The organism is Diplocloster agilis (genome assembly GCF_019042275.1).
Lineage (GTDB): Bacteria > Bacillota > Clostridia > Lachnospirales > Lachnospiraceae > Diplocloster > Diplocloster agilis.
In genome coordinates this window covers 262742-277844 of sequence record NZ_JAHQCW010000001.1, presented here as the reverse complement: position 1 = coordinate 277844, position 15103 = coordinate 262742, and the positions used below count along the sequence as shown (strand labels likewise).

5 protein-coding genes are annotated in these 15103 nt (G+C 47.2%); 3 read left to right on the top strand and 2 right to left on the bottom strand.

All coding sequences use genetic code 11. The features are described from left to right. Positions 1 to 110: 110 nt before the first annotated feature. The gene (locus KTH89_RS01165; RefSeq protein WP_238720306.1) at positions 111 to 1694 is read right to left on the bottom strand and encodes a response regulator; all 1584 of its coding nucleotides are present in this window, start codon (positions 1692 to 1694) and stop codon (positions 111 to 113) included. 13 nt (positions 1695 to 1707) lie between these two features. Then, positions 1708 to 3486 carry a sensor histidine kinase gene (locus KTH89_RS01160; protein ID WP_238720305.1) on the bottom strand — a complete coding sequence of 593 codons (1779 nt, stop codon included), beginning with the start codon at positions 3484 to 3486 and terminating at the stop codon, positions 1708 to 1710. A 937-nt stretch (positions 3487 to 4423) separates the two neighbouring features. On the opposite strand from KTH89_RS01160, the gene KTH89_RS01155 reads away from it, so the two are divergent. The 3 genes from KTH89_RS01155 to KTH89_RS01145 all read left to right on the top strand — a co-directional run bounded on the left by KTH89_RS01155 (position 4424) and on the right by KTH89_RS01145 (position 14960). Then, complete coding sequence (locus tag KTH89_RS01155; protein ID WP_238720304.1) at positions 4424 to 6550, top strand: glycoside hydrolase family 36 protein; 2127 nt, start codon at positions 4424 to 4426, stop codon at positions 6548 to 6550. A 28-nt stretch (positions 6551 to 6578) separates the two neighbouring features. After that, positions 6579 to 7619 (top strand): aldose epimerase family protein, encoded by a 1041-nt coding sequence (locus KTH89_RS01150; protein ID WP_238720303.1) that lies wholly within the window; start codon positions 6579 to 6581, stop codon positions 7617 to 7619. Between the two features lie 156 nt (positions 7620 to 7775). Next, the gene (locus KTH89_RS01145; protein WP_238720302.1) at positions 7776 to 14960 is read left to right on the top strand and encodes a carboxypeptidase regulatory-like domain-containing protein; all 7185 of its coding nucleotides are present in this window, start codon (positions 7776 to 7778) and stop codon (positions 14958 to 14960) included. Positions 14961 to 15103: the final 143 nt, after the last annotated feature.

The window sequence follows — 15103 nt, the reverse complement described above, 5'->3', positions numbered from 1 at the left end:
TATTATAACACTCATACCCCTTACACAGATTAAACAGCTCTTTTATAAATCGGAGAACGATTGAGGTCTAAAGGGGCTTAATATATTGGCATTGATACCATAGGAATCTTTTAATTAACTATCAATTGTCTTAAATAGGCCGAGGGGGAAATACCAAATTCTTTTTTGAAACATTTGCTGAAATATCCGGAATCGAAGTATCCAATCTGTTCTGCAATCTCCCCTATGGACAATTCCCCCTGTTCAAGCAGATAAACAGCTTTTTTCATCCGTTCCATGGTGATGCATCTTATAACGGAACAATTCATTCTTCGGCTGAATACTTTGCGGACATAGCTTAGATCCAGATGCAGGTAACCGGCTACTTCCTCAGCAGACAGATTCGGATCCGACAGATGTTCTCTTATGTAGCACAAAGATTGATCCACAATTTCAAAAGAACGGGAACTCTGATTTTTCCGAGCAGACTCTGTTTTTTGGAATACATCGTTAAGGTAGGCAAAGCACTCCTCAACTGAGGATAGGGAATAGACCATCTGATAGGGCGAAGGAGATCGGCCAAGGACCCGTGTGATATCTTCTCCTAACTCGGCCAGATATGACAGGCACAGAGACAGAATTCCAAGGATCATGGTATAAGCAAAATCCACAGATAGTTTCTTTGACACGATTTCCTGCTGGGTGGCGGACAGTATATTATTGATTCTTTTCATGTCTCCCCGGCGCAGTGCATCCAAAAGCTGATCATTTAATTCCATCCGATAAAATCCAGCAGTGTCACCGTTGGAGATCAAGGTATCATAACAGATAATTCTATTGTCGCTTCCCAAAAATTTGGATTGAAGAGCGACCATTGCTTCCTGATAGGCTTGCGGAAGATCCAGAGGGTTTTTTACCGGACGACTGATTCCGACGGTTAGCTGCTGTTTTTTATACCTTTGGAATATTTTATCTATTTTTTCATAAAATGCAGATACAGCAGGAGGGGAAGTCGTTTTTGTTATGTTAACGATTGAGATCATACGATTGCCATAAGTTGGAATCAGAAAATGTTTGCCGTAGAGTGCAGACATTTCATCAAGGATATTGGATACGATGTATATTAACAGCTCGGCATCCCCCTCATCAAAGCCCAGATTATCGAGAGAGAGTTCCAGAATAGCTACCCAGAAGGTATGACCGTCGAGTACGATACCGGTTTCCTCAAGGTGATGCAGCGTATCTTCTGAGGGAGGATCCTCTCCCTCAAGAAATTGTTTCCATAATTCAGAGCGAACAACAGCCAAATGCGACTTTTCTTTTTGCTCATGCTCCAGCCGGTGCAGAATTTTGGTTTTCAGTTTAAAGAGAAGAGCCGTCAATTCCTCCGCAGAAAAAGGCTTTAACAGATATTCTTCTACACCCAGCTGAATTGCACGTCGGGCATACTCAAATTCTGAATATCCGGTCACTAATACGATAATCGTGTCAGGATACATCAGTTTCAGGTGTTCTGTAAGCCTAAGTCCATCCATGCGAGGCATATTAATATCCAGGAATACGATATCGGATTGAATGGTTTTCATTTTATCCAGCGCCTCTACCCCGTTTTTTGCAATTCCGGCGATGCGGAATCCATAAGTTTCCCATGGAACGAGAGTTTCTATGAATCTGCGGAACCTGGGCTCGTCGTCAGCGATTAAAACTTGTATCATAGTCTATGCTCCTTCAAAACAAATTGGAGAGCGCCTTTGGCAGTCTTAAACAGACCCGGGTCCCAAGGCCAGGTTCACTGCTTATGTCCACACCATATTCCTCACCAAAATAAAGCTTGATTCGTTTATTTACATTATAAAGACCATAATGCCCTTTGGATTCTTCCGCCAGTATATTCAAAAGCCGTTGGCCTTCAATGCCAATTCCATCATCCATCACTTCAAGAAAAATGGCGTCCATCTGCATACGGCCAGTGATACACACCATTCCACCGTCTGCTTTTTCTTTTAAACCATGATAGATGGCATTCTCCACCAGAGGCTGAAGCGTCATCTTTGGTATCTGAAAAGAGGTCAATTCGTCTGGAACATTTATATAGTAATCTAGAATATCACAGTAACGTGCTTTTTGGATCAACAGATAATTTTCTACATGAGATAACTCATCTTTTAATGGAATTACTTCATCGCCGCCGCTTAGACTCAGACGATAATAATCTGCCAGTGCTTTGGTGGTGATGCCTGCCTCTGTATTTTCACCGGTACAACATAAGACGTAGATAAGGTCCAGCGCATTGTAAAGGAAATGTGGCTTGATCTGTGCCTGCATAAGCGCAAATTCGTATTCCCTCTTCCGGCACTGTTCCTGCTCAACACGTACCAGCAGATCCTTTACTGTGCCTATCATCTGATTGAATCCCTGTGCCAGAATTCCTGTCTCTGATCTGGAATCAATCGGACAGGTAACATTAAGATCACCGGTCTGGATTTGGCATACCGTGTCTGTTAGGTTTTTGATCGGCTGCGTAACCAGCCGGGAGATGCGATATAAGAAATAAATCGCGACTGCCACGGCTGCCAGACCGATACAGATTACAAGCCCGGTATTTAACCATATACTTTTTTTTATGTATTTTAAAGAAACACAGCTAATTAATTTCCATTGGATATTTGCTGAGGAACGGCTGCTCATAAAATATAGAGTGCTGTCATCCTGAATAACTGCGTTCTCCTGGGTAAAATCCAGAGTTGGAAAGCTCTGTTCTGCATATTGGAACAGAAGACTTTTATCATTGGATGATACAATCTGATTCTCCATGTCGGCAATCATATAGACTTTATCCTCAGATTTTGGAAAAAGGGAGGAGAAAGATGGCTCCTCCACATTCAGAAACAGATATCCCAGGGTATCCCCATGCTCGCTCGATATAATTCGTTTGATCAAAGTGAATACCGGCTCCTGATTCACGCTGTCGAACACGGAGCGTGACCGGATAGGGAGAAACAGACTGGACGGGGGACCTGTAAGTGTGAGGAAATCTGTAAATGTGGCTTGTAAATCCCGGGCGTCCGGTATATTCTTAAGTCCGCTGCTGACCGTATTCCCATCAATATCCATAAATACTGCCGAAGCAATATTTGGAAAACAATTTCGGTTATAATTCAGGACTGAAGATAGCGAATTCCGAACGGAAATAAAGGAAACATTATCATCGTCCGGAGGGAAATACTGGCTATAGATATCATCAACATCCTTAGCAGCCAGATTGGAACAGGTGATCATGTCATTATGGATTTGCATTATCTGGTTTTGCAGGATCTGCATTTCGTCAAGGACACTCTGCTTCTCCTGCACTAAATTATGTCTGGCAAATATAAGATCAGAAATAATCAGGATAGCAAATACAGTCAACAGCAACAAGGGCGCAATAACGACAACAAATTTGTTATATAGATGCATATCACGGAAATGTGTGTTCAGATTATGATAAATGTTTGATATTTTCGTCATATATTTTTCCTACCTTTGTGACTCGGCCGCATTTTGATGTGGAGATTCTTGTGTTTTTCTGTCTATATGAAAATTATATAACATTTTACCATGAGTGTTAAGTCTTTGACAATACAATCAAACCTTGAGTTTCCGCAGCTTTATCCGCAGTTCCCTGATTTTATCCGCTTCATAATAAACAACTTTAAAAAATGCCCAAAATATAGGGAATTTTCTTCCTTTTTGATGATAAAATAAATCACTGCAAAATAATCCATTAAACAAAAAAGAAAGAGAATCCTTATGATTAATTTTACATTAAATACCTATATTTTAAACGAAAAATTTTTACAAATCAAATTTCCAGGAGGCTATCCATACCCAAAAAGAAGTTTGCTGCTGACATGACTTACGCATGCTTGCATCTAGCACTTGTCTTCTCATAGGTGTTGCTGACCAGCTTCCTGAAATTGCTAAAAAAATGAACACGGTGGACCGGTTATCCCGCCCTCTCGAAAAGGGAACTCCTGCCAGAGAAATATTATACAGGAATGTCAATATTGAAATTTATTCCACTTCTTTGAGTAATGCTTCAATCGGGATTCCGAATAATTTGGTCAATTTAAATAAATTTAAAGTGCCAGGATTTAGTGAAATATTAAGGTAAATTGATCAGATAAATTCATTCGTAGTGTATTGACAGAAAGAAAAATAAATGAGATTCTGGAGAAGATCCGACAGATTTCTGAAGACGGAAAGGGGATCTTTTAGGATTTCATTATGTGACGGGGAGAAACTGCCGTTTTATAAGGGAAAGGTGGTGGATAAAAAATTTATTGGATAACGGATTTCGCGCTTAGCCTGAAGTGGAATATCCGGTATTGGTTTCAATAGTTAGATTGATCATTGATATTAGGGACGGAATCATTCGTATTTATTTTATAGAAGGAGTGTACCTATGCAAACTTATGATTACACGTTGGGTGAAACACAGATTACGTATCTGGTGACGGATGAAGGGAGGACTTCCTTTGTTATGCTTCCGGCAGGACAGGCCGGTAAGCTGGCGGTTAACTGGGAGTCTGCGTCGGCAGCGGCGGATGCGGCGAACGAATATAACAAAGAGTGGAAGTCGGGCTCCCTGGTACAGCTGCATCTTAGACATCACAAGCGGAGCCTGGGAAATGGGTCTACCATGAAGTATTCAGAAAGTACCGACCGGCTCCGGTTTGAAAAACAATGGGAAGAAAAGAAGGAGTCACAGACCAGGATCGTTACGGTTCTGGCTTCACCGGAGAATTATAAAGTGATACATACGCTGACCTGGATGCAGGGGCAGACGGCGGTGTTTAGTGAGACTGAATTTGTGAATGAAAGTGACGGGGCTATGGTTCTTGAGATGCTGAGCAGCTTTTGTCTGGAGAATTTAAGTCCTTGCCAGAAAGATTCGGATCAGACGGATAAACTGGCGCTTCACAGATTCCGGGGAAGCTGGGCTTTGGAGGGAATGCACACGGCTCAGAGTATCGAAGAACTGGGACTTCAGAAGGCCTGGTGTTCTCCATTTCCGAAAAGCGAGAAGTTCGGCTCGGTCGGAAGCTGGACGACCCAGACCTATTTTCCAACGGCTGCGGTGGAAGACCGGGATCATCATCTGTTTTGGGCCGCGGCTCTTGAATATAACGCTTCCTGGCAGATGGAACTTTCCAGGGACGGAGATACGCTGTCGTTCAGCGGGGGCATTGCCGATGAGGAAAAGGGCGCCTGGTCAAAGACGGTGCAGCCGGGGGAACGTTTTTGCGCGCCCAGGGCTTATGTGACTGTCGTGAAAGGGGATATCTATGACGCCTGCCAGAGCCTGACCCGCCTTGAGAATATTGCCGCGGATGCCTATGCGGAGGAGGGGCTTCCGGTGATTTTCAATGAGTACTGCGCCTCCTGGGGGAATCCTACCCAGGAGAAAGTGCTCCAGTTCGCCCGGACCATAAAAGGGAAAGGGATTCGCTATCTGGTCATAGATGCCGGATGGAGTAAGGACAGTAACGAACAGCTGGGCAATGGGGAATGGCTGGTGGACACCAACCGGTTTCCCGATATGAAGGAGATGAACCGGAAGCTTCGGGCGGACGGATTTATTCCTGGTATCTGGCTGGAATTCGAAGTGACGACGATGGGATCCCGGGTGTATGAAAGAGATTACGACTCTATGCATCTGAAGAGAAACGGCGTGGTGATACATAACGGTCCCTATCGGACCTACTGGGATTTTACGAATCCGGAAGTGGTCGGCTATCTGCAGAAGCATGTGATCGGTATGCTGAAGGAATATGATTTCGGATATCTGAAGGTGGATTACAACGGGAATATCGGCTTGGGATGTGACTGCGGCGAGAGTCTGGGAGAGGGTCTGCGCAGACAGATGCAGGGGGTGCTTGATTTCTTTATCCGGATAAAAAAAGAGATACCGGATATTATCATTGAAAACTGCGCGTCGGGAGGAAACCGGACGGAACCGTCCATGCTGGCCGTCACGGCCATGACTTCATTCTCAGACGCCCATGAGGCCAGAGAAATCCCTTACATTGCCGCGAATCTGCAGAATCTGGTATTGCCAAGGCAGAATCAGATCTGGGCCGTTGTCCGAAAAGATCACACGAAGGAACGGCTGGAGTACGGCCTGGCCGCGGGATTCCTGGGAAGACTGTGTCTGTCGGGAGACATCGAACAGCTGTCGCAAGAACAGTGGGAAACCATATCCGACGGTATCCGGTTCTATCAGGGACTGGAACATATCCTGAAAAACGGCGTTTCAAAGATCTTCGGAAAGCGCAGCGCATATATCCGGCATCCGAAGGGTACACAGGCGGTAGTCAGAGCCAATGACCAGGAGATACTGATCGTCTGCCACGGTTTTGAGGAGACGGAGGATGAATTCAGTATTCCGATCGGGAAAGGATTTGAACCGGCGGACAGGTATGGAAGAGATATTTTCCGCGTGGAGGAAGAACGGGTGATCGTGAAGAAGATGGAAGAATGGACGGCGGGAGCGGTCCGCCTTGTAAAAAATAATGAAATATCAGGATGAATATATTGGAAACGGAAGGGATAAGAAAATGGGGGTTGCAGCAACATATTTACCGGATTCACAGGTAACTTTGTTTACTTTGGTGAATGAGAACCAAATGGAACTGACGGTCTGTGATTTGGGGGCAGTCCTATACAGTCTGTCGGTGCCGGACCGGTTCGGAAAAACACGGGACGTAGTGCTGGGATATGAAGACCTGAACAGTTACCGGAACAATGATCCCGGATTGGGAGCGGTGATCGGCAGAAATGTCAATCGAATCAGCCATGCCGCCTTTACGCAAAACGGCCGGACATTTTATTTGGATAAAAATGAGGGCGAAAACAATCTGCACAGCGGATTCGACAGATACTTTGAACGGATGTGGAAGGCGGCGGCAGGGGGAACAAAAGAGGAGCCGGCGGTCTCCTTTCGGCTGCACAGCCCCGATGGCGATCAGGGGTTTCCGGGACAGGCCGATATTCAAGTCACTTATACACTGACAAAAGAAAACGAAGTAAAGATCTCTTATCGGGCGGTTTCTGATCAGGATACGATATTCAATATGACCAATCACAGTTATTTTAATCTGCGTGGCCACGGGTCAGGGACGGTGGAAGATCAGGTGCTTTGGATGGATGCGGATGCCTATACACCGGCGGATCAGGCTTGTATCCCCACCGGGGAGATCCGCTCTGTTTGGGGGACGCCGATGGATTTTAGAACGCCTAAGCGGATTGGACGGGATATCGGCAGTGATGAGCCGGAATTACAGTGGGGAGGCGGCTACAACCAGAACTTTGTGCTGAATGATCCGGGGTATGAGAATCCGTTTGCCATATTGTCCTGTGAGGAAAGCGGGATTTCCATGGAAATGTATACCGACCTGCCGGGGGTACAGGTATATACCGGTAATTATCTGAATGGGGAGAACGGGAAAGGCGGCTGCCGGTATGAAAAATGGGCCGGTATCTGCTTTGAGACGCAGTATTTCCCGGACACGCCCAATAAGCCCGCATTTCCCGCCAGTTTCGTAAAAGCGGGTACGGCGTACGAGACCAGCACTATCTACAAATTTCATACAGTCTGATCCAAGGTTCTTTTGCCTGAAATAACAATAAATAACAACAACATTCAAAATAGCCCAATTCCTTTCCCATTTTTTCTATAATGGACATAGTATTTCATGAAATGACTTTGAAATACAAAAAACACATTTATGAAATAGTGGGAAAGGAGGATTTATATGAAGGATGCGGATTCCAAATGTCTTAGAAAACATGGAAGAGAAATGTGCCGATGCTTGCTCAAACGCACCTTTACTGTATTAGTAGCCTGTGCCATGATAAGCAGTACGTTATTAACAAATGTGCAGGTTGCCTATGCAGGAGAAAATGTGAATAAGACGGAAGGAGGAGACATAAGCGGGCAGGAGCAAATGCCGCAGGAATCCCGGGATGGTATACAGACGGCATCAGGCGATGCGGCCGGACCGGATGCGCAGGTAACGGCGCAGCCGGGAGAAGAGCCGCAGGCGGATGAAACGCCGGCTTCTGAGAACGGTCCGGAAGCCACCGAGACACCGGTTCCCGAGAACTCTGCGGAAGCCACCGGATCACCGGCTCCTGAGAAGACCCCGGAAGCCACCGAATCACCGGTTCCGGAGAAGATCTCGGAAGTCACCGGATCACCGGCTCCGGAGAAGATCCCGGAAGCTGTTGAAATGCCGGTTCCTACAGATACACAAGAGCCGTCGGCGTCGCCATCTTTGGATACCCCAGATGCGAACGCACATTTGACCATTACGGAATTTTGTAATTGGAATCCGGATACTATTTGCAAAGTAAAATTTAAAACACCGGTATCGGATCTTGGTTTACCAGAATTTTTGGAAGCTTTGGCAACTTCCGTGCCGGAAGATACAGATGCGGGACAGACAGGGATAGAAAACGCGCAGGCGAACCCGATAAAAGTTCCGGTTCAGTGGATCTGTGATACTTATGACGGCACAGTGCTGGGAGACTATGTCTTTCAGGCAAGCCCTGTTGAGCATGTCCTGGCAGAACAGAACCTGTCACTGAAGGAGGGTGTACTTTTCCCTACAGCGGTGGTGCGGGTAGTAAGCGCGGGACCGGTGGTTCTGGAATCGGACCTGGGCGTAACCGTAACGGCGGATAACGAGGAGATCGTTGACCCCGATACCAGCTTAAACGTGGAAAAGAGTCAGGTGGCGGATGAGGTCCTGCAGGAACTGGCCGAAAAAGAAGAAAATATCAGCTATGACAATATGGTCTATCAGAACCTGGATATTTCCCTTGAGATGGACGGGGAACAGGTTCAGCCCGAAGGTCAGGTGGAGGTGTCCATGGAGATCCCCGAAGGTATGGCGGAGAAAAATTTTGCCGTATATCATCTGGCGGCAGATGGAACACTGACCAAAATGGAAGGCCGGGTCAAGGATGGAAAATATATTTTCCAGACCACCCATTTTTCCGAGTACCTGGGGGTATCTACGCTGAATGCTTCAGGTCCGGTTACGAGCTATAGCGAACTGACCAATGCGATCTTAGCGGCAAATAGCGGGGATACCATCACGATCCAAGGGGAAATCCCTCTTTCCACAGAGCTGAGCATCAGCAAGAATCTGACGCTGACCGGCGGAACGATCTACAGAAGCTCGGACAGCGGCAAGATTAGTATTTATGGCGACGTGACTCTGGATGGGATAATAATTGATGGGAAGAAGCTAACTTCTTCATTAAACCTGATTCAGGTATTTCCAGGCGGAAATTTAGCCATTGATAATGGGACGTTTATTCAGAACCAGATGTCATCCCGAAGTGGCGGCTCTGCTCTATATATCGGCGATGGTACGGATACGGGGAATGCTGCATGTGTTATGAAAGACGGAAGTATTGTGAATAATACATCCGCAGCCCAGGGGGCCGGTATTCTCATTAAAAAAAATGGGACTTTCCACATGCAGGGCGGAGTTGTTTCAGGAAACCGTACAACTGACGAAAGTAACAATTTTTCAGGAGCCGGCATTTATAATCTTGGAAGTTTATATCTGGAAAGCGGGCGCGTCAGTGATAATCATGCGGCTGGATGGGGTGGTGGAATTTATAATACCTCATACGCGAAAACATTTGTTATGACCGGCGGCATCATCGAAAGTTCCAATACCGCTACAAAGGGGAGCGGTGTATTCCACAGTGCACAGAACGAGGCCAGTGCGGAATTCCATATTTCAGGAAACGCACAGGTAAACGCAGAGATTTATCTTGATTATAATAGCGGCACCGCGGATAAGTTTGCCTATCTGGATGGCCCTTTGAATTATACGATTACGATCAAGCCATTAAATTATGCGGAAGGCAAAGTAATCGCCAAAGTTTCGGATACGATTACAGATGAGGCGACCATCAACAATATCCTCAGCCAGTCGATCCAGAAAATTACGGTACCGGTAGTGACATCTGGTACGGCTACTTCTGTGTGGTATACATACCTGGACGGCACATCCATTAAAATCACCCAAAATAAACCGGATTACAAAAAAGATCAGGTATATGTGGATGGCCAGAACGGAAACGACAGCACGGGAGACGGAACAAAAGATAACCCGGTACAAAGCTTTGACAAAGCCAAAGATTATCTGGATCATAACGGAACCATTATCGTAACGGATCCGATCATAGTTGACGACGATCAGACGTGGGAATTACCGTCAGATGTCTATGGCGACGATTCAAAAGTGATCATTGATACGGGCAGCGGGGAACCTGTGGTGGTTGTGAAACCGGGCGGAACCCTGAATCTGGGCGATATCGTTATTCAGAATCCCGAAGGCGATACGGTAATCGTAGTGGAAGGCGGTACGCTTAACACCAGCCCGGATACGACCCTGACCGGAAAAGACGGAACGGGAGTAGTGGAACATGTGCTGGATGTAACGGCGAATCTGTCCGGTATTACGCATAACGGCCCTTGCTATGTTAATTCCGGGGAAACTTACAGCACGACATTGACACCGGAAGCAGGCTATGAACTGCCGGATTCGATTACGGTGGTGATGGGAACAGAGCTGGAGGCAGGAAACGGATACACCTATGATAAGACGAGCGGTGCGGTATCAGTCACTTCCGTTACGAATTCGGTCACGATTACCGCGTCCGGACAATTGATACCGGTACAGCTGACTGCTACCCCGAACACTATATCAGGAAAAGTCCAAAAAGCAATCACCCCGGTGGAGCTTCAGGTGGCCGGAGGAAGCGGAAAAGCAGAACTCAGTATATCAGAAGGTACGCTGCCGGCGGGGCTTAGACTGGAAAATAACCAGATCACCGGTACGCCCACAGAAACCGGAACGGGTACTGTGACGGTGCAGGCAGCAGATGCCAACGGAACGACTGCCACGGTTCAGATATCCGTGGATATTCAGCCGAACCATGGGGAGATCACCGGTAAGGTAACGGATGTCAATGGCCTGCCGCTGAATGGAGTCCAGGTAACGTTAAAGGACGGTAACGATCAAACGTTCGGCAGCACTGCAACGGATACAAACGGAGAGTACAAAATCTCCAATATACCCGATGGAAGCTACACACTTACCGTACAAAAAGATACGATTATCAAAACTAGCTCCATTGATATCAGCAATGACGGGGTAAATGTGAACGGTGACCGCAATTTTAAGCTGCCGGTGGGCGGTGCGGACTTAAGCGGAACGGTTACGGATGTGAACAGCCAGGCGGTGCCGGAGGCGGATGTTATTTTAAAAACAGCTCCGGATACTGAAGTTGGACGCTCTGCCACAGACGGTCAGGGAAAATATACATTCGTAAATGTCCCTGATGGTACCTATGAGATTACCGTTTCGAAAAATGGAATAACGGATACGTTTGAAGTAATAATCAGCAATAACGGCCAGACAGCCGGTATGAAAGATGTGCAGCTGCAGGTGGGCGGGGCTGATTTAACCGGAAAAGTTACGGATGTCAATAACCTGCCCGTTGAAGGAGCAGCAGTGGACGTCAGCATGAAGCCTGATGTCGAAGCAGGCCGCTTTACGACGGATCAAAATGGCAGTTATACGCTTACGAATCTGCCCGATGGTGACTATGTTATTACCGCAGAAAAAGACGGTAAAACCGGTACCGCAGATGTGACGGTCAGCGCAAACGGCCAGAATGTGAGCGGAACTGGAAATGTGCAGCTGCCGTACGGAGGCGCGGACCTGTCTGGAAAAGTAGTGGATGTGAACAACCAGGCGGTTCCGGGAGCGGAAGTTATCTTAAAAGCTAAATCCGGCTTGGAGATTGGGCGTTTTACTACCGATGCTCAGGGAGATTATACATTCCCTAATATAGCCGATGGGTCCTATGAGATCACGGTTGGGAAGAACGGTGCAGCGGATCAGTTTGAAGTAGGGATCAGCGGAAACGGCCAGACGGTAACCGGAATGAAAACGGTGCAGCTGCCCTTAGGCGGAGGCATATTAACCGGAAAAGTTACGGATGTGAATGCCCAGCCGGTTAAAGGAGCGCTGGTCGTGATTACAGACAGGCTCGAAAATGAGATCGGACGCAGTACGACAGACGATCAAGGTATCTACACGATCACCAATGTCCCGGATGCAGCGTATAGGATTACATTTGAAAAAGACGGTATTACCGGCATGGGAAACGTTACGATCAGCGGAAATGGCCAGAGTGTGATCGGAGATACTGACATGCAGCTGTCGGTAGGAGGCGCGGACTTAACCGGAAAGGTTGCGGATGTGAACAACCAGGCAGTGCCAGGCGCAGAAGTGATTTTAAAAGTGAAACCAGGCACCGAGGCTGGACGTGATTCGACGAATGCCCAGGGAGCCTATACATTTGCCAATGTACCTGACGGGACCTATGAGATCACAATTGGGATCAATGGGACATCGGATCAGTTTGAAGTAGTGGTCAGCGCAAATGGTCATACGGTAACCGGTATGAAAGATGTACAGCTTCCGATCGGCGGGGCCGAATTAAGCGGGAAAATCACAGATGTGAACAATAACGCAGTCGTTGGAGCGGAGGTAATCTTAAATGATGGCTCCGGCAACGAAATTGGCCGTGATATGACAGACGGAAACGGAAGCTACACGATTCCCAATGTACCGGACGGAACCCATACCATTACTGTGGTTAAAGATGGTACAACCGAAACGGAAACCGTAGAAATCAGCCAAAATGGACAGACAGTAACCGGTGGCGGCAACATTCAGATCTCGTTTGGCGGAGCCAATGTAACAGGAACGATCACAGATGTGAACAAGCAGCCGGTAGAAGAAGCGGAAGTTGTGATCAAGGACAGCGAAGGAAACGAGCTGGGCCGGGACACGACAGATAGTAACGGGGACTATACGATCCCCAATGTACCGGATGGAAGTCATGATATCACCATCGAAAAGGATGGAAAGACCGAGAACGGAAAGGTAGAGATCAAGGACAATGGCAAGGATGTAAGCGGAACCGGAGATGTGCAGCTGCCGGTAGGCGGAGCTGATTTAAATGGAAACATCACGGATGTGAACGGTAAGCCGGTAGAAGGCGCCGAGGTCGTGGTAAAAGATGAAACCGGAAAAGAATTAGGCCGAGATACGACAGACAGTAACGGAGATTACACGATCCCCAATGTACCGGATGGAACCCATGATGTGACCATTGAAAAAGACGGTAAAACAGAGACCGGCAAAGTAGAGATTACCGGAAACGGCCAGAATGTATCCGGGACCGATGATGTGCAGCTGCCGGTAGGCGGAGCTGATGTAGACGGAAAAATTACGGATGTTAACGGAAAGCCGGTCGAGGGAGCCGAAGTAGTGATCAAGGATCAGGACGGAAAAGAATTGGGCAAAGATACGACAGACGCCAACGGCGATTATCTGATCCCCAATGTACCGGATGGCAGCCATAACATTACCGTCGAAAAAGACGGTAAGACCGAGACCGGTTCGGTGGATATCACCGAAGGAGGCCAGAAGGTAGAAGGAGACAAGAACGCTCAGATACAGGCAGGCGGAGCCAGCGTGGAAGGGACCGTTACGGACAAGGACGGAAAACCGATCGTTGATGCCCAGGTCACCATAAAGGATGACAAAGGCACAGAGCTGGGAAAAGATAAAACCAACCAGAACGGCCATTACGAAATACCCAATATTCCGGACGGGGAGCATTCTCTGACTGTGGAAAAGGATGGAAAAGCCAATACTTCCGATTTGAAAGTAGAAGGTGAGAAAGTTACTGAGGTAAACGGACAAAAGGGTGAGAATCCTGACATTAACACAAACCTTGGCGCTGAGATAAGCGGAACCTTGACGAATGATCAAAAGGAGCCCGTCAGCGGCGCTCAGATCACGGCGAAAGACGACAAAGGGACGACTTTGGATAAGGACGTGACCGATGATAGTGGCCGGTACCATTTAGAAAATCTGCCGGACGGAACCATAACGGTCACCATAACACACCCCAAATATCCGGAACACAGTATGCAGGTAACCATAAACGGCGGTAAAACAGACCTGACCGGGGAACTGCATGTAGAGAAGGATGCGCAGGTAAAGGCTGTGGAAGATGAAATCCGTGCCCTGATCGATCCCAACACCGGAAACGAGGACCAGATCAGCGCCATTAAGAGCCAGATTGCACAAGCAAAGGAACTTTTCGATGCGCTGGGCGGAAAACAAAGTCAGGTTGAAGATGAGCTGATTCGGAAACTGGATCAGTTGATCCGGAAGGCTTCCGCATTAGAGGTAAAATTAGATATAAAAACAGCGGGAACCCAGGTTTCCCTTCAGGAGAATCCCGAAGACCTGATCGGCTTAGTAGTCAGCGCAGACGAACTGAAGAACAGCAAATCCATTCAATTAGTCGTTACAGTAACAAGCAAAACGGCTGACGCAGATGAAAAGCAGCAGATCCAGCAGGCAGCGGGCAAAAGAACGGTAGGCACCTATTTCGATATCAGCCTGATCAAAAATGTAACCTGGCAGGACGGAAGCCAGGAAAGCTTACCGGTCAGCAATGTTCCGAGAGAGATTGTATTTACCATCACGATTCCGGAAGGAATGCGGGGCGGCAAGGATTATGCCGTGGTTCGCTATCACGACGGAGTTGCGGAGGTATTGCAGACAACCCAGATCGGAGACACACTTAGATTTAGTTCCGACCGGTATTCCACTTATGCGATTATCTACACCCCGATCGAAAAGCATGATGTGCCGGATACCAAACATAACAATGATTCCCAGAGCAGCAGTTCCGACAGTCAGGTTTCGGCTGCGCAGACAGGGGATCAGACTCCGATCGGCCTGCTGATGATGTTAAGCTTAGCAGGGCTATTCGGTATAGCTACAATATTTACAAGAAAGAAGATAGTAAATCGCAAATAGTATCTAAAAATCAAAAGGGGACATGTCCATTTCAGTTTGGGACATGTCTCTTTTAACTTTTTAACGATTTGGACATGTCCCAAATTAGAATGGACATGTCCCCTTTTAGCGTTCTTTAACCCTTGACAAAAAGCGGGCAGGTG